The organism is Flavobacterium cutihirudinis, assembly GCF_003385895.1.
GTDB lineage: Bacteria > Bacteroidota > Bacteroidia > Flavobacteriales > Flavobacteriaceae > Flavobacterium > Flavobacterium cutihirudinis.
Map to the genome: position 1 here is coordinate 769798 of NZ_QRDQ01000009.1, position 17339 is coordinate 787136.

The 17339-nt window shown below is 32.6% G+C and carries 18 protein-coding genes; 5 read left to right on the forward strand and 13 right to left on the reverse strand.

Annotated features, from left to right (window positions below):
* Positions 1-87 precede the first annotated feature (87 nt).
* Entirely contained in the window at positions 88-4158 is a 4071-nt protein-coding gene (locus BD847_RS14110) for an Ig-like domain-containing protein (RefSeq protein ID WP_115888901.1), read from the forward strand.
* Positions 4159-4242: 84 nt separating this feature from the next.
* Here the strand turns inward: BD847_RS14110 and BD847_RS14115 are convergent, their stop codons facing one another.
* Positions 4243-5520 (reverse strand): MFS transporter, encoded by a 1278-nt coding sequence (locus tag BD847_RS14115; protein WP_115888902.1) that lies wholly within the window; start codon positions 5518-5520, stop codon positions 4243-4245.
* A 274-nt stretch (positions 5521-5794) separates the two neighbouring features.
* Between BD847_RS14115 and bshC the strand changes: the two genes are divergently transcribed.
* The 3 genes from bshC to BD847_RS14130 all read left to right on the forward strand — a co-directional run bounded on the left by bshC (position 5795) and on the right by BD847_RS14130 (position 9502).
* Positions 5795-7384 (forward strand): bacillithiol biosynthesis cysteine-adding enzyme BshC, encoded by a 1590-nt coding sequence (bshC, locus tag BD847_RS14120; protein ID WP_115888903.1) that lies wholly within the window; start codon positions 5795-5797, stop codon positions 7382-7384.
* A 206-nt stretch (positions 7385-7590) separates the two neighbouring features.
* Positions 7591-8862: an acyltransferase family protein gene (locus tag BD847_RS14125; RefSeq protein WP_115888904.1), complete on the forward strand. Its 1272-nt coding sequence runs from the start codon at positions 7591-7593 to the stop codon at positions 8860-8862.
* 220 nt (positions 8863-9082) lie between these two features.
* Complete coding sequence (locus tag BD847_RS14130; protein WP_115888905.1) at positions 9083-9502, forward strand: nucleoside-diphosphate kinase; 420 nt, start codon at positions 9083-9085, stop codon at positions 9500-9502.
* A 118-nt stretch (positions 9503-9620) separates the two neighbouring features.
* On the opposite strand, the gene BD847_RS14135 is transcribed toward BD847_RS14130, so the two are convergent.
* The 3 genes from BD847_RS14135 to BD847_RS14145 all read right to left on the reverse strand — a co-directional run bounded on the left by BD847_RS14135 (position 9621) and on the right by BD847_RS14145 (position 11197).
* The gene (locus tag BD847_RS14135; protein WP_115888906.1) at positions 9621-10340 is read right to left on the reverse strand and encodes a hypothetical protein; all 720 of its coding nucleotides are present in this window, start codon (positions 10338-10340) and stop codon (positions 9621-9623) included.
* Between the two features lie 139 nt (positions 10341-10479).
* Entirely contained in the window at positions 10480-10776 is a 297-nt protein-coding gene (locus tag BD847_RS14140) for a DUF721 domain-containing protein (RefSeq protein WP_115888907.1), read from the reverse strand.
* Positions 10757-11197, reverse strand: a complete 441-nt coding sequence (locus tag BD847_RS14145) for a hypothetical protein (protein WP_115888908.1) — start codon at positions 11195-11197, stop codon at positions 10757-10759. Before BD847_RS14145 ends, BD847_RS14140 begins: the two co-directional genes overlap by 20 nt.
* A gap of 395 nt (positions 11198-11592) precedes the next feature.
* On the opposite strand from BD847_RS14145, the gene BD847_RS14150 reads away from it, so the two are divergent.
* The gene (locus BD847_RS14150) at positions 11593-12114 is read left to right on the forward strand and encodes a hypothetical protein (protein ID WP_115888909.1); all 522 of its coding nucleotides are present in this window, start codon (positions 11593-11595) and stop codon (positions 12112-12114) included.
* A gap of 71 nt (positions 12115-12185) precedes the next feature.
* On the opposite strand, the gene BD847_RS21000 is transcribed toward BD847_RS14150, so the two are convergent.
* From BD847_RS21000 to BD847_RS14195, 9 genes are all read right to left on the reverse strand, one after another.
* A complete protein-coding gene (locus tag BD847_RS21000) occupies positions 12186-12539 on the reverse strand; it encodes a hypothetical protein (RefSeq protein WP_317125309.1) in 354 nt (117 codons plus the stop codon).
* A 33-nt stretch (positions 12540-12572) separates the two neighbouring features.
* A complete protein-coding gene (locus BD847_RS21005; RefSeq protein WP_244201606.1) occupies positions 12573-12728 on the reverse strand; it encodes a hypothetical protein in 156 nt (51 codons plus the stop codon).
* Between the two features lie 271 nt (positions 12729-12999).
* On the reverse strand, positions 13000-13953 hold the full coding sequence (gene ftsY / locus BD847_RS14165) for a signal recognition particle-docking protein FtsY (RefSeq protein ID WP_115888911.1): 954 nt from the start codon (positions 13951-13953) through the stop codon (positions 13000-13002).
* A 188-nt stretch (positions 13954-14141) separates the two neighbouring features.
* A complete protein-coding gene (locus tag BD847_RS14170) occupies positions 14142-14294 on the reverse strand; it encodes a DUF4295 domain-containing protein (protein WP_008468081.1) in 153 nt (50 codons plus the stop codon).
* Between the two features lie 74 nt (positions 14295-14368).
* Complete coding sequence (rpmG, locus tag BD847_RS14175; RefSeq protein ID WP_008253902.1) at positions 14369-14551, reverse strand: 50S ribosomal protein L33; 183 nt, start codon at positions 14549-14551, stop codon at positions 14369-14371.
* Positions 14552-14578: 27 nt separating this feature from the next.
* The gene (rpmB, locus tag BD847_RS14180) at positions 14579-14815 is read right to left on the reverse strand and encodes a 50S ribosomal protein L28 (RefSeq protein WP_008468080.1); all 237 of its coding nucleotides are present in this window, start codon (positions 14813-14815) and stop codon (positions 14579-14581) included.
* A gap of 71 nt (positions 14816-14886) precedes the next feature.
* Positions 14887-16140 (reverse strand): CinA family nicotinamide mononucleotide deamidase-related protein, encoded by a 1254-nt coding sequence (locus BD847_RS14185; protein ID WP_115888912.1) that lies wholly within the window; start codon positions 16138-16140, stop codon positions 14887-14889.
* Between the two features lie 180 nt (positions 16141-16320).
* Positions 16321-16665 carry an Hpt domain-containing protein gene (locus tag BD847_RS14190; RefSeq protein WP_115888913.1) on the reverse strand — a complete coding sequence of 115 codons (345 nt, stop codon included), beginning with the start codon at positions 16663-16665 and terminating at the stop codon, positions 16321-16323.
* A complete protein-coding gene (locus BD847_RS14195; RefSeq protein ID WP_115888914.1) occupies positions 16665-17276 on the reverse strand; it encodes a fumarylacetoacetate hydrolase family protein in 612 nt (203 codons plus the stop codon). The genes BD847_RS14190 and BD847_RS14195 overlap by 1 nt, the downstream gene beginning before the upstream one ends.
* Positions 17277-17339: the final 63 nt, after the last annotated feature.

Here is a 17339-nt window from a genome sequence, read left to right on the forward strand (position 1 = left end):
GAAAAGATTTTATTTGTCGTTGTTTAGAATTTTCAATTTTGTTTTGTAGGATATTTAATTACATTTGTTGTAATCCAAATTAATATAATGAAACAAAAATTACTTTTAATTTTCTTCTTAATTGCATCTCAATTGTTTTCTCAAAACAAAAATCAATCCATTGGTTTTAAAGAAAATAAAGGTCAGATTGTAGATCAAAAAGGTAAACCAAATACTGCTGTAAAATATCTATTAAATACTAATGGATTGAATGTTCAATTAAAGAAAGACGGATTTTCGTACGATATTTATGAAGTAAAAAAAACACCAATAAAAAAGCCCAGAAATCCGAAAGAGTTATATTCTCACGCGCATAATAGTCATAAAGAAGAATTAAGAAAAGAAGAAACTGATTTTAATCTGGAATATACTTTTCATCGAATTGATATTGATTTCGTAAACTCAAGCTCAAAAGTAGAATTGGTTTCGGAACAAAAATCAACTGATTTCGATAATTATTACAATGTTCCAAACAAACCAGAAGGAATTACTGGAGTTTATCAATACAAACAAATTACGTACAAAAATATATATCCAAATATTGATGTTGTTTTTTCAATCCCAAACGATCCTCAAAAAACAGTCGAATATAATTTTGTAATTCATCCGAAAGGAAAAATTTCAGACATTCAATTAAAATTTAATGGTGCCGAAACAGATTTAGTTAATAATAAAATTCAAATGAATATTCGTTTCGGAAAAATGGAGGAAACATTACCTGCAAGTTGGATTGAAGATAAAACTGTAAAAAAAGAAGTTTCTGTCGGATATTATAAAATAAGAAACAATGTTTATGGTTTCACTTCGTCAGACAAAACAGAAGGAAAGACTGTTATTATTGATCCTGTTCCAATAAGGCTTTGGGGTACTTTTTTCGGAGACGAAACTAATATACACATTTCACTTGGCCCTTCTAGCATCAGTACTGATTCTTTCGGAAATGTTTATGTTACGGGAATCACAACGGCAAATAATTCATCTTATGCAACAACAGGTGCACACCAGACCTCAATTCCTTCTTCTGGTTATATTAGCACGAACGGTATAATTGAAAAATTTGATTCAAATGGAAACCGATTATGGGGCACATATTATGGAGGACTAGATTATAATACAATTACTGGAATAAAAACAGATCATCAAAACAATGTTTTGATAACAGGGTCAACTCAAGCTCAGACAAATATTAGTACAATTGGCTCTTACAAGCCAACTTTAACAGGGGAGACCGATGCTTTTGTTGCCAAATTTAATGCCTCTGGTGTGCGAATATGGGGAACATATTTTGGAGGTGAAGGTGGAGAGGTAGCAAATGCATTAGCTCTGGACGATAATGATAATATTTATATAACGGGAAGTACATCAAGTAAAACCAATATTAGCCTAAATAACAATTTTCAGACGCAATTAAATGAAGCGTCTAATAATATTGATGGTTTTTTAGCCAAATTAAATTCGGGAGGAAATTTAATTTGGAGTACATATGTTGGCGGTGAAGGCCAGGAAAACATAATAGCTATCGCTGTACGTAACAATACTATTGCAATCGGAGGTAATTCAAATAGTTTTACAAATATATCTACTCCAGGTGTTTTTCAAGAAGTCCATAATGAAATCACCCATCCTGATGGAATCGTTTACAAATTTTCTACCAGTGGGCAAAGAAAATGGTCAACCTATTACGGAGGTGAACAGGTTGACGAGATATACAGTATCGAAATTGATGACGAAGACAATATCTATATTGGGGGACAAACAGCCAGTGAAATTAACATAACAACTCCGGAAAGTTTTGATAGTTCAAATCGTTTTTTGTACAAAGGCTTTTTTGCAAAATTAAACAATAATGGACAAAGAGTATGGGGAACCTATTTAGGAGAAGCTTACGTATACTCTATTATTTTTAAAAATAATTCATTGTATTTAGGTGCAACCAACTTTGGTTTTTCATATTCTAAATTAACCAGTTCCTGTTCCTATAAATCGAACGAAGATTTTGAAGGATATATTGGGAAATTTTCTAAAGAAGCAGATTTTATCTGGGGAAGTTACGTAGGTGGAAGAAGTACGTTTAAAAGCACAAAAATAGCATTAGACAACAATAATAAGATATTTGTTAGTGGAATATCATCTGAAAATAATGGTATTGCCGATGCAAGTTCTTATCAATCTACTGTATTAGGATATTTTGATAATTATTTTTTAATGAAATTTGAAGAACCAGTTATACTTAATATCCCTAAGATTGAGAGCAACTCCCCAATCTGTATTGGTAAAACATTAGAACTAAGAGCATCTGGAGGAACAAATTATTTATGGACGGGTCCAAACGGCTTTACATCAACAAATCAAAATCCAACAATTCCTAACACGACACTAGCCAATAGCGGAGAATACAGTTGTTTAATTACAGGAACTGGCGGTTGCGATGATACTAAAAAAGTAAATGTTGTTATTGGCGATATTGAAAAACCTGTTCCTGACTTAGCAACTCTTCCTACCATAACTGGTGATTGCAATACTGTTATTAGTACAATTCCAACAGCAACAGATGTTTGTGCGGGAGTAATTAGAGGGACAACCACAAATCCTTTATCGTATAGTTTACCAGGAACATATACTATAGTATGGAATTACAATGATGGAAACGGTAATACATCGACACAAAATCAAACAGTTACTATTACCAGCCAACCATTAGCAACTGCAAATTCTCCACAAACATTTTGCTTCCAACTAAATGCGACTTTAAGTAATATTCAAATTACAGGTCAAAATATAAAATGGTACGATGCATTGACAAACGGTTCTTTCTTACCAAACAGTACGCTACTTGAAAATGGTAAAACTTATTATGCCTCCCAAACAATAAACGGTTGCGAAAGTGATAGAATTCCTGTAACAATTAATATTCAAAATACATTAGCGCCAAGAGGAAATACAAACCAACCGTTTTGCTCCGGACAAAACGCAACAATTGCTAATATTGAAATTACAGGAAATTCCATAAAATGGTATGATGCGATGACAAATGGCAATTTATTACCAGAAACAACAAGTCTGCAGGACGGCAAAACCTATTACGCCTCTCAAACTGAAAACACTTGTGAAAGTCCAAGATTTGGAATTACGGTTTCAATCGTTAACACACCTTCTGTACCTGCTTTAATCGGAAGTGCTGAATATTGCAAAAGTGAAAATGCAAAATTGGGTAATATCCAAATGACTGGACAAAACATAAAATGGTTTGACACCAGTTTTTCGGCTTCGGTTTTACCAAACACAACTTTGCTAGAAAACAACAGAACGTATTATGCTTCACAAACTATTGGTTGCGAAAGCGACAGAATTCCGGTTTTAGTAAAAGTTTACGATACTGCTTTACCAACTGGATTAAGCAGTAGACAATTTTGTATCGACGAAATCGCAACAATTGAAAACTTAAATATAACCGGAACAAACCTTAAATGGTACGATGCTGCGACAAACGGAAATATTTTATCTGAAACAACCTTATTACAAAATGATACTTATTATGTAACACAAACATCAGACAATTGCGAAAGCGGACGTTTTGCCATAACAGTTAAAATCCAAGATACTCCAATTCCAACTGCAGATTCTCCACAGAAATTCTGTATTCAGAAAAATGCAAAAATTAGTGATATTGAAATTTTAGGGCAGAGTATAAAGTGGTACGACTCTTCGTCATCTGTTAACAGTTTATCGGAGTCGACTTCTCTTGAGAATGGAACTACATATTACGCTTCGCAAAGCATAAGCGGCTGCGAAAGCGATAGAATTCCGGTAACAATAAACATATTAGGAGCAACAACCGGAGATTGTATCAATTTTGTAGATGAACTTCCGTTTCCGAAATTCTTCACGCCAAATAATGACAGTCATAATGATTATTGGACAATCGATTCGGCTTATCTCGCTCCAAATACCGGAATCAAAATTTTTGACCGATACGGAAAACTCATCAAAGAATTACCTCCAAATGCATCTTGGGACGGAACTTATATAGGAAATCAGGAACCAGCTTCCGATTATTGGTTTATTGTTACAAGACTAAATGGTCAGGAATTTAGAGGACATTTTACTTTAAAAAGATAATTATAAGTTTATAGTAAATTTCATAAAAAAAGGTTCGCAAAGATTTTTTCTCTGCGAACCTTATGTTTTATGGTGAAAATATGTTTAGAATTTATGTTCTTCTTTGCTAATAACAAAAAATGAAAATAGAGAAATAAGTGCTGCCGCTGTTAAATACAAACCTACATAACTAACGCTGTAAGTAGAAGCTAACCAAATTGCAATCATTGGGGCGAAAGCTGCTCCTAGAATCCCAGCCATATTAAAGGTTAATGACGCACCAGAATAACGAACATTTGTTGGAAATAACTCTGATAAAAATGTTCCTAAAGGACCATAAGTAAATCCCATTAAAGCCATTCCGATACAGGCAAAAGTTGTAACCAAAGCAATATTTCCTGTACTTAAAAAATAAGAAAAGAAAAATCCGAAAATAGCTATTGCGGCCGTAGCTAAAATAAGCATTTTACGGCGACCAATTTTATCTGCTACAACAGCTGAAACTGGAATAAAAAGTGCAAAAAATAGTACTGAAAACAATTGTATTAACAATCCGTCTCTTTTTACAATTCCTAAGTCAGAAGTTGCCCAGCTCAACGTAAATACAGTCATCAAATAAAAAACAAGAAAAGTTGTAATTGCAGCAAAAGTCCCGAAAATTAACTGGTTTTTATAGGATTTAACCAAAGTAATAAAAGGAACTTTTACTTCTTCTTGCTCTTTCTTAGAATTTTCAAACGAAGGTGTTTCTGTAATTTTTGTTCGGATATAAAAACCTACTACAACCAACAATGAACTGGCGATAAAAGGAATTCTCCATCCGTAATTCATAAAATCTTCATTACTCATAGAATCCGTCAACAATAAAAAAGTACCGCCCGAAAGCAATAATCCTATTGGTGCTCCTAATTGCGGAAACATTCCGTACCAGGCACGTTTGTTTGGTGGTGCATTTTCAATTGCCAGCAAAACAGCACCTCCCCACTCGCCTCCTAATCCAACACCTTGCCCGAATCGGCAAAGCATTAATAATAAAGGAGCCGCAACACCAATACTGGCATAACTTGGCAAAAATCCTATTGCGACTGTCGAAATTCCCATTGTAAGTAAGGCTGCAACCAAAGTAAATTTACGTCCAATTTTATCTCCATAATGTCCAAAAAAAGCAGAACCTAATGGGCGTGACAAAAAGGCAATCGAAAAAGTAGCTAGAGATTCCAGCGTTGCCATAGTAGAGTCGGCACTTGGAAAAAATAATTGTGGAAAAACCAATACTGCTGCATTGGCATAAATATAAAAATCAAAAAATTCAATTGTGGTACCAATAAGGCTTCCAAAAAGAACGTGCTTTAAAGAGTTCTTTTGATCGGGGTTAGTTTTCATGTAAAATAGATATAACTTTTTTTTGATTACAAAAATATAGTTTCATTATCAATAATTCATATTTAACCAAAATAGTTTTAGAACAATAATTACTTTTTAACAAATTTGATGTGTTTTACATTTTACAAAAACATAGTTTTATCAGAAATTAAAAACCTGATTTTATGAACTTTAATAAACGTTAACAAAAAATCAAATCATAAGCAATCGTTAAAAACATTTTTAACTCTATATTTTCATTAAATTTACAGCTATCAAAAATAAATCTAAAATTATGCCTACCGACTGTATCAGTTATCAAAACTCCGGATATTTCACTGCCTTGATACAAGATTATTTAGATCAAAAACCTGCACTACAATCTTTATATAACCATTTTCCAACATTGGAAAATTTCGAAAAACAAATTCAGGAAAAACAATCCAATTTTGATAATAGCAACCGAATTCCTTTGGTTGACACTTTAAAAAAGCAATATCAAAATATTGAAATTTCAGATTCAACCAAGCAAAATATCGAGCTTTTAGCTTTAGAAAACACCTTTACAGTTACTACCGGACATCAATTAAATTTGTTTAGCGGACCGCTGTATTTTTTATATAAAATCATTTCGACCATTAATTTAACCAAAGAATTAAAATCAAAATATCCGTCAAACAATTTTGTTCCAATTTATTGGATGGCAACGGAAGATCATGATTTTGAAGAAATTAATTATTTTAATTTTAAAGGAAAAAAATTCAGATGGAACAAAGAAAGTACAGGTCCCGTTGGCCGACTTTCAACTGAAGGTTTAACTGAGTTTTTCGAAATTTATTCTTTGGAATTAGGTTCAAACACAAATGCAAATACCTTAAAAAAACTATTTAACGAGGCTTATTTAAAACATGAAAAATTAGCTGATGCAACACGTTTTTTGGCCAACAGCTTATTTGCCAATTACGGTTTAGTTATTTTGGATGCTGACGATGCCGATTTAAAACGTGCTTTTGTTCCTTTTATAAAAGAAGAATTAGAAAATCAGGTTTCCTATAAAGAAGTTCAAAAAACAATTGAAACGTTAAAAGAATATACCATTCAGGTAAATCCGCGTGAGATCAATTTATTTTATATTGAAGATGATTTGCGCGAAAGAATTATTTTTGAGAATGATAAATACTTCGTTAACAATACCAAAATTTCGTTTTCTAAAGAAGAAATCTTTAAATTATTAGAAAGCAATCCGGAGAAATTTAGTCCAAATGTAATTATGCGTCCGCTTTATCAGGAAATAATCCTTCCTAATTTATGCTACATTGGCGGAGGCGGAGAAATAGCATATTGGCTTGAATTAAAATCTTCTTTCGAAGCTGTAAATATAACTTTCCCAATGCTTTTAGTTCGTAATTCTGTCCTTCTTTCGACAGAAAAACAAGCCAAAAAAGCTGATAATTTAGGTTTAACCTGGAAAGATTTATTCACTAAACAAGAAAATTTAGTAAATGAGATTACGCACAAAATTTCTCCTTTCCCAATTGATTTAACGCCACAAAAAGAAGTACTGAAAAAACAATTTGAATATCTTTACAATCTGGCCAATCAAACTGACAAATCATTTTCGGGAGCTGTAAAAGCACAGGAAGTAAAACAGACGAAAGGTTTAGAGAATTTAGAAAAGCGTTTATTAAAAGCGCAAAAGAGAAAACTAAGCGATCAATTGCAACGCGTAGTTGATTTACAATGCGAACTGTTCCCTAACAACAGCTTACAGGAACGTCAAAATAATTTTTCAGAATTTTATCTGGAAAAAGGAGAGCAATTAATTCCGCTTTTAATGCAAAAATTAAAACCATTAGAAATGAATTTTAACATTATAACAATTTAAAAGTTTGCTACAAATTACACGAATTTTCACGAATTCTTTTTTATTACGAAGAATATAAATTAGTGGAAATTCGTGTAATTCGTGGCAAAAAAAAATAAAATAGTAATTCTTGAGAACCAAATAACCACCAATCTTCTCAAAATTATTATTCTTTAAACCAAATAGCGATTTTTAAAAATATTAACTAACCAATTTACCCTAAACCAATGGTAAAAGAACGCTTAATTTCGCTAGATGTCTTTCGCGGACTCACTATTTTATTAATGACAATTGTAAATAATCCCGGAGACTGGGGACATGTTTATCCGCCATTATTACACGCCGAATGGAATGGCTGTACGCCAACCGATTTAGTTTTTCCTTTTTTTGTATTTATTATGGGAGTTGCAATTCCGCTTGCAATGCCGGACAAATTTTACGACGATACCACTTTCAACAAAATCCTGATTCGTTCCTTAAGAATGTTCTGTCTTGGAATTTTCTTTAACTTTTTCGGAAAAATTCAACTATTTGGCCTTGATGGAATTCCACTTTTAATAGGCCGTTTAGCCATAACTATTGCTGTTGGTTATGCTTTAATGGGAAGTTTCAGTTCGAAAGTCAAAAACATTCTAGCATTTTCAATACTATTCATCTATCTGTTTTTAGCCTATAGCGGAATCGAAGCGTATCAAGATGTCAGGCTTCCAGGCGTTTTGCAGCGAATCGCAATTGTTTATTTTGTGGTTTCTCTTTTATATTTAAAAACTACTCAGAAAACACAAATCATAACCGGACTTGTTCTCTTGTTTGGATATTGGGCAGCTATGACGCTGATTCCCGTTCCCGGATTTGGAGAAGCCAATCTTGATAAAGGAACAAATCTTGCTGCTTGGATCGACAGTATTTTACTAAAAGGACATATGTATCAAGGTACAGTTACCTGGGATCCGGAAGGAATTTTAAGCACAATTCCGTCAATCGTAAACGGAATCATAGGTCTATTTATTGGAAAAATTCTTTTACTAAATATCAGTAAAATTCAAAAAGCCCAAAAAATGGGAATGTTGGGAACTTCGCTATTATTTTTCGGTTTACTTTGGGATGTTGTTTTCCCAATAAACAAATCATTATGGACGAGCAGTTACGTTTTATACACAACCGGATTAGCCACAGTATTTTTGACAACCTTATACTTAGTAATCGATATTGCAGATTATAAAAAAGGTTTCAAACCGTTTTTAATTTGGGGAGTGAACCCAATGATTGTTTTCTTTAGCTCGCAAATTATTCCGCAAGCGCTAGTAATGATTCAATTTAAAAATCCACATAATCCCGAAACGCAAATCAATCTTTTAGATTTCTTGTATCGTTTCTGGATTGCACCTTTTTTCAGCAATCCTATGACTGCTTCCTTGGCAGGCGCATTAGTATATGTTTGTATCTGGACCTTTATTTTGTGGATTTTCTACAGAAATAAATTAATATTTAAAGTTTAAATTTTCACCATATAAGTAATTTAAGTTCATTTTAGAAGCATGGCGTAATTGCAATGGATATTCCGCATGTCGTTTATTAAATGAACTTATATCACTTATATGGTTAAAAAAAAGCCTTTCTTAGTCAAAACATCATTCTACTATGTTTAAATTATGAATTTATTAAAATCAATTCATAAAAAAAGTCTACTTTTGCACAAAATTTAAAAAGCACAATAAAATGGCAACAAATAGAACTTTTACAATGATTAAACCAGATGCTGTTGCAAACGGACACATCGGGAATATCTTAGCAATGATTACTAATGGAGGTTTCAAAATCGTTTCATTAAAATTAACTCAATTAACTGTAGCTGATGCTCAGGCATTTTATGCAGTTCACGCAGAAAGACCTTTCTACGGAGAATTAGTTGAATTCATGTCTCGCGGACCAATTGTTGCTGCTATTTTAGAAAAAGACAACGCAGTAGAAGATTTCAGAACTTTAATTGGAGCTACAAACCCAGCTGAAGCTGCTGAAGGAACTATTCGTAAAGCATACGCTACTTCTATTGGAGAAAATGCAGTTCACGGATCTGACAGCGACGAGAACGCTGCTATCGAAAGTGCATTCCACTTTGCAGGAAGAGAGCAGTTTTAATTTATGATTTTAGAGTTCAGCCCTGATAGCTATCGGGATAGATTACTGAACTATTCGTATAAAAACAAAAAAATCCATTTCACTTGAAATGGATTTTTTATTTTTATGCGAAAATGAATTATAGTTTTTCAGTAGTCTTTTTAACTATTTTTTCAATTCTGCCATCTAAATCTTTTAAAAGTTCATCTAATGCGCTTTCACACATTGGCAATACTTTATCAAAAGACAAAACAGGAATTCCGCCTACAATTGTTCCTGTTTTTTTAGAGGTTGCACCTTCACTAAAAGCAAATACTTTTTTTCCGGTTTTATCATACAAAGCAATTCTTGCATAAGCTTTCATCTTGATAGTACCAGTTCCTGCAACAGCGAATCCTTTTACTACAGCAAAGTGAATTTCAGTAAACAAAACACCATCAGCATTATCTTTAAACATAGTAGCTGTTGCCACTTCGTTTGCAGAACCATTTGCTCCTTCATAAATATATTTGTAACCAGGATAATTGATAATATATTTTCCTTTTTCACCTTCTCTGTCAAAATGAGGAACATAATCGATATATTCTTGTTTTTGCGTCACTTCACTTTCCGGAATTAAATCAAATGGGAATTTTTTTGAGTAATCATTAAAAAAAGCAGTGTGGTATTTTTCCAAAATTGGAAGTAAATTAAAATTCGGATCACTTCCTAAATCAGTTACTGCAGCTACAGCATTTAAACCAAGCTCAGAAAGATCAATTGTTTTGTCTGTGTAAAAAGAAACAACAGCAATTTTTTTCTTTTGTGAATAACTGTTTAAAGCAAATAATACGGTTAAAATAAGTAAAATTCTTTTCATTGTTTTTGTTAATTGTTTTTAGATTGTTAGTTAATTGAAATTGCATTTTAAGAAAAAATAGCGTTCAAATGTATCGCAAAAAAAAACACTTCCCAACAGAAGTGTTAATTATTTTTTAAAAATTATCTTATTAAAAAAACTATCGTAAAACAACGTCTTTTACTACATCACGACCCAATTCCTCATTAATCATCTTTACAATTTTAGATTTTCCGTGACTTAATTCTTCTCTTAAAACAGCTGATCCAAGTTCAACATAAAGCGTGCTTCCTTTCAAAACAACATTCTTAGTATATGTCTTTACACCATTACCCATTAAGTTTGCCCAGGCATCTTTAACATCAATCTGATCCATTCCCGGTTGCAGTTTATTCACCTGAATAATCTGTTGTAGCACCGCTCCAATTGTACTCTCGCTATTTAGTCTTTTTGCCATCGCTTAAAATATTAACTGGTGCTGCTTTTTTATAATGATATTCTTTATTCTGCTCATTTTTGACTACAAATTCCTTATCCGAAATTGAAATTAATTCCTCGCTCCATTTTGCATAATCTGTCTTATAATCCAAAAAAGTGCCTTTATCTGTATTTCGCACCAAAAAATTTTCAAAAGTATTTGTTGTTAAAAAAGTTCCGTCTAGCTGCGCCATAACTTTTGTCCTTGTTCCTTTTGTACCTTTTACGGTAAAGAAATCAAAATTCTCATTCATTCCATATGCTTTCTCTTCCCCTTTATCAAAAACTACTTTTTCAATTTCCCAATAACCATTGAGTTTTGCAATATCCTCCTGTTTTATTTCCTGCTTGCAACTTACAAACAAAAGCGATAAAACCAAAATCATAAAAGTGTTTTTCATATTGTATTTTATTACTGGTAAATGAGTTTTTTATCTAAACAAAGTTTCAGAATTAGGAGCTTATTCCTGCTATCCGCTGTATCTTTTATGGTGAACACCACCATAAAAGGATGCCGCTCCTATCAGGGCTAGGGCTCATGTTTTCACAAGAAATTTTCGTGAACTACAAAGGTAAACTTATAAACTTCAAAAGAAATATTTATAATCAATTTATTCCAGGAATTTTAAAAAATCAATTTAGAAAAACCTTCAGGCTTATTCTATCAACATTATACCTTTTTGAGACCAAAGCACAATTCTTATTTAAAGACATTTGCAAAAACACAACTACAACCAATTAATAATCAAAAAACATAAACGAAACGATATTCCGAAATTCTCGAATATAAAAACAAATGAAAAAACCTTATCTACTATTTTTTTTCGCATTTACTACACTTTTAAGCTGTATAGAATCAAAACAGAAAAAAAATCTTGTTTCTGAAATAACAAATGCCAGTAAACCCAAAACCATTAGCTTAATTAAACAAGAAGAAATAGATTCTATTTTGCCAAACAAAAGCAATACAAAAAATGAGAGCGACAGAAAATCTCCCATTACGATTGTAAAAAGCTCGCTATCCAAAAACCTATACTCAGATCATAAGGACATCAAAATAATTTTTAAAAATTCAGGAAAAAAGGCTATTAAAGCAATTAAGCTTGAATGGCAATGTTTAAATTCATTTAACGAACATGCCAACGGAAGAAATTTTTACGGAGAAGGAACATTTGAAGGAAAATCGACTTCTTTGCTTAAACCGGGACAAATCCAAATTAAAACCTGGGAAGATTTTTCTACAGATGCAAGTAAGATTACCAAAGTAAGAGCTAACTGTATTGTCTTCACCGACGGAACGAAGTGGGAAATACAATAAACGTTCTTCAAAAAATGATTATAATCAAAATGGGAACGGACTATTCATTTTATCAATAAACAGCCTGAAGTTTATATTAAATGCCAGCCTTTACTTTTTAAAAAGCTTTTGCAATCCTTGCAGAAACATTTTTCTTGATCGAGTGGGTTCCCTCCTTCAGCATCACGCATCAAACAGGTTTTTATTTTGCAATGTGGTAAACCTGCCGTATGACCGAGTTCATGCAATACAAGTTTATAAAACTGCTGATTTTTATTTTTAACAGACAATCTAAAATCAGAAACTACGCAGGCCGTTCCGGGATTATAACCTAATCCCATTACACCCCAATCGCTTATTCCGTTTTTAGTTGTGCTTATATCAGAATTCGATAATCCAACAATTACAGAATCCTTGCCAATATTATTTTTAAGACATTTAATTATACTATCAGCGCGATATCTATTTCTTGGTTTGTATTATGAACCCTCAGGAAAAGTAATATTTGATCTTAAGACTACTTTCGGATTTATAGTCTTAATTTGAACAAATACATTTTGCGATTGCTCTTCCTTAAAACTACCAAGAGGCTGAATCACAATTACTTTCTGAACTGCATTTTGACTTTTATCCATTCTCTCGCTTTTTCCTTGTTTACATGAAAATACAGTAAAAAGAAAAACAAGAAAAAAGCATTTCATATCAAAATCTGCTAATAAACTATTGCTTAGTGCGCAATCTTTTAAGAACTCCCATAAAGAAGAAGCCTATGCCCAGAACTAATAAAATATAATAAAAAGAAAGACTATTATCTCTCAAAACATTTGCCAAAACAAAACATATAACGCTCACAAAATAAAACGCAATAGCTGGAATATTTTTTAAAGATTCAAAACTCATCATAATTTATTTAAAGAAACTGTCAACGAATTCATATTTATTGAAAACCTGTAAATCTTCAATCCCTTCGCCAACTCCAATATATTTTACCGGAATTTTAAATTGGTCTGAAATACCAATTACAACACCACCTTTTGCTGTTCCATCCAATTTAGTTACCGCTAACGAAGTAACTTCTGTAGCTGCGGTAAACTGTTTTGCCTGCTCAAAAGCATTTTGACCTGTTGAACCATCTAAAACCAAAAGCACATCATGAGGAGCATCAGCAACAACTTTCTGCATTACACGTTTTACTTTCGTTAATTCGTTCATCAAATTAATTTTATTGTGCAAACGTCCAGCAGTATCAATAATAACAACGTCAGCATTTTGCGCCACAGCAGATTGTAAGGTATCAAAAGCTACCGAAGCTGGATCACTTCCCATATTTTGTCTTACAATTGGCACATCTACTCTATCCGCCCAAACTTGCAATTGATCAATAGCAGCAGCACGGAAAGTATCAGCAGCTCCTAAAACCACTTTATGACCCGCTTTCTTAAATTGATATGCTAATTTTCCAATCGTTGTAGTTTTTCCAACACCATTTACTCCAACAACCATTAAAACGTAGGGTTTTTTATCTTTTGGAACTTCGAATTCTGTCGCTTCGCCAGTATTGGTTTCAGATAACAATGCACCAATTTCATCTCTTAGAATCTGATTTAGTTCTTCAGTTCCTAAATATTTATCTTCGGCAACACGTTTTTCTATTCTTTCGATAATTTTCAAAGTTGTGTTTACACCAACATCAGAAGCTACAAGAACTTCTTCCAGATTATCCAAAACATCGTCATCGACTTTAGATTTTCCGGCTACGGCTTTACTTAACTTTGAAAAAAAAGTAGTTTTTGTTTTTTCAAGACCTTTGTCTAAAGTCTCTTTTTTTTCGCTAGAGAATAATTTTTTAAAAAAACTCATTTTTTTTGTAGATTATTTGATTATTAGATTTCTTGATTTTCAGATCAGAAATCTAAATCTTTAAAGAAAGTGCAATTGTTTCTCAAAAAAGAGTCAATTGTTGCGATTCTTTAAATTTATAGACAAATATAGGTAATAAAAAAGCTACTTCCGAATGAAAGTAGCTTTTCTATATATTGTAATGTTAATTATTTCTTTTTCAAGAATTCATCAACTTCTTCAGGAGCCATAATAGATTCTACGAATGTATATGCACCAGTTTTAGGAGATTTTACCATTTTGATGGCTTTTGATAATCTCTTAGAAGATGTTTGTAACGATGCTACGGTTTTCTTTGCCATGATTCAATGTTATTTGAAATTCAATAAATCTTCAAATGAAAAACCATTTGAGATTTTATCAAAATCTCTAATTATTACTTAATTTCTTTGTGAACTGTTACTCTTTTCAAGATTGGATTAAATTTTTTAATCTCTAATCTGTCTGGAGTATTTTTTTTGTTCTTAGTTGTAATATATCTAGAAGTTCCTGGAACACCAGAAGTCTTGTGCTCAGTACATTCTAAAATTACTTGGATTCTATTACCTTTCTTTGCCATCTTGCTATATATTTATTTAGGAAAAGATTATTTGATAAATCCTTCTGACTGTGCTTTTTTCAAAACAGCAGTGATTCCATTTTTATTAATTGTTTTTATCGTAGATGCTGCTACTCTAAGAGTAATCCATCTATCTTCTTCTGGAAGATAAAAACGCTTTTTAACTAAGTTTACAGAAAACTTTCTCTTAGTTTTGTTCATAGCGTGAGAAACGTTATTTCCTACCATCGCTCTTTTACCTGTAAGGTCACAAACTCTTGACATTATACTTATCTTTTATCGTTATTCAAAATCAGGGTGCAAAGAAAAGAAAAATAAACCATTGTAGCAAAAAATTATTGCACAATTTTTAAAATTTCTTTCTGTAATATTTCTAAACTCTTAATACTCGCTCTATCTATCACTTTTTCACGTGGTTGACCAAAGTTAAATTCTTCAACAATTACTTCACTTGGTGTTGCCAGAGCTATGTATACAGTACCTATTTCAGCTTCCGAGTCACCTTTTGACGGACCGGCGTTACCAGTTGTTGCAATTGCATAGTCGGTTTTAAGCATCTCTTTCACACTCAAAGCCATAGCCGACGCAACCTCAGCACTAACTACTGAAAATTGATCGATTAAATCCTGCGAAATACCCAAAACATTGACTTTAGCTTCTGTTGCATACGAAACAACACTGCCTTTAAAATATTTTGACGCACCTTGCACCGAAGACAAAAGCGATGCAATTCTTCCTCCGGTACAGCTTTCCGCCGTTGAAATGGTTTTATTTTGCTTTGTCAGAAACTTTGCAATTACCGTTTCGATTGTTTCATTTTCTTCGTAACCTACTATTATATCATGAATTATAGCGTCTAAAGACTGAACATTGTCTTCGATTGCTTTTTCCAATACTTCTTTATCAGTTCCTCTTGCTGTTAAGCGTAAACGCACTCTTCCGGGATTTGGCAAATACGCCAATTTGATAAATTCAGGCAAATTATTTTCCCAATGTTCGATACGTTCCGCAACTAAACTTTCGCCTTGACCGTACGTTAAAATGGTTTTATGAATAATATAGGGACGCTTATATTCGCGAACTATTTTCGGGATTATTTCTTCCTCCACCAAATATTTCATCTCATACGGAACTCCGGGAAGCGAAATAAATACAGTATCTTCTTTCTTCATCCACATTCCAGGCGCAGTGCCAACCTGATTGTGAAGAACCGTACAAGTCGAAGGAACTAAAGCTTGATCTTTATTCAATTGTGAAATTGGTCTTTTATAAAAGCCTTCAATCAATTGTGTAACGTGTGCCAGAACTTCCGGATTCACAACTAACTCATCATCAAAATATTCGCAGAATGTTTTTTTTGTAACATCATCCTTCGTTGGACCTAAACCACCTGTAACAATTACAACATCTACTTTATTTTGCAGTTTCGAAAAAGTATCTAAAATATGCTTTTTATCGTCGCTTATGGAGAGCATTTCTGCTACTTCAACGCCAATACGATCGAGCGATTTAGCAATAAATGCAGAATTTGTGTCTACGATTTGTCCAATTAAAATTTCATCTCCAATAGTAATAATTGCTGCTTTCATATCAGTGAAATATTTTTATCTCTTACATTAAGTAAGACTATAAGGTTTTAATAGAAAATTTAAATTTTGTTTTGGAGGATGATATTAACGGCTTAACAAATTACAAACCGTCCCAAAATTTAAAGAAGAAATTTGATCTATTCCAATATTTAGTTAACTAGAATAGATCAAATTATATATTTAAAGATCAAAGTCTTTTTTAATTTCTTTTATCGCATCTTTCACTTGTACCCTAATACTTTTGAAAGTTTCGATAATATCTTTTTTCTTGCCTTCTGCTTTCGTCCAGGCTTCTACCTGAAGAATTTCCTCAAATGCCACATTCAAACCCATTAAATCTAAAGTTGGTTTTATTTTATGCGCATAAGAGTAAGCATACTTATGATCTTTCTTCTTAATTCCTTCTTTGATTTGCTTTAAATCTTCAGGAACTTCAGTAACGAATAATTTCAGAATTTCGTTTACAAATTCAGGATCATTATCTGAAAGCGCATACACTTTCGAAAGGTTGTATTTTAAAGCCATTATTTTACTTGTATTCTGAATAATTTTTTATCTTCTAAAAAGCCTTCTAAAACATCATTTGGTTTTACGGGCGCAACACCTGCAGGCGTTCCTGTAAAAATAATATCACCAATTTTTAAAGTAAAAAATTGCGATACGTGAGCAATCAGTTCATCAATTTTCCAAAGCATCATTTCTGAATTTCCCTTTTGAACCGTTTCTGCATTATTTCGTAATTCAAAATTAAGATTTTCCATAGAAACAAAGTCCGTTTTTGGCAAAAAATCACCTATAACCGCCGAGCCATCAAATGCTTTGGCTTTTTCCCAAGGAAGTCCTTTTTCTTTTAATTTACTTTGCAGATCACGCGCTGTAAAATCAATTCCGACACTTATTTCATCATAATATTTATGAGCAAACTTCGGCTCAATATATTTTCCAACTTTATTAATCTTAACGATGATTTCAACTTCGTGATGAACATCTTCAGAAAACTCAGGAATTACAAAAGGATGCTGTTTCAATAAAACCGCAGAATCAGGTTTCATAAAAACCACCGGTTCTGTTGGACGCTCGTTTTTTAATTCCTCTATATGATTGGCATAATTCCTGCCGACACAGATAATCTTCATTCTTCTTAGTTTTCAGTCGCAGTTTTCAGTCGCAGTTTCAAAAAACACAGAATTAGGCCTCAG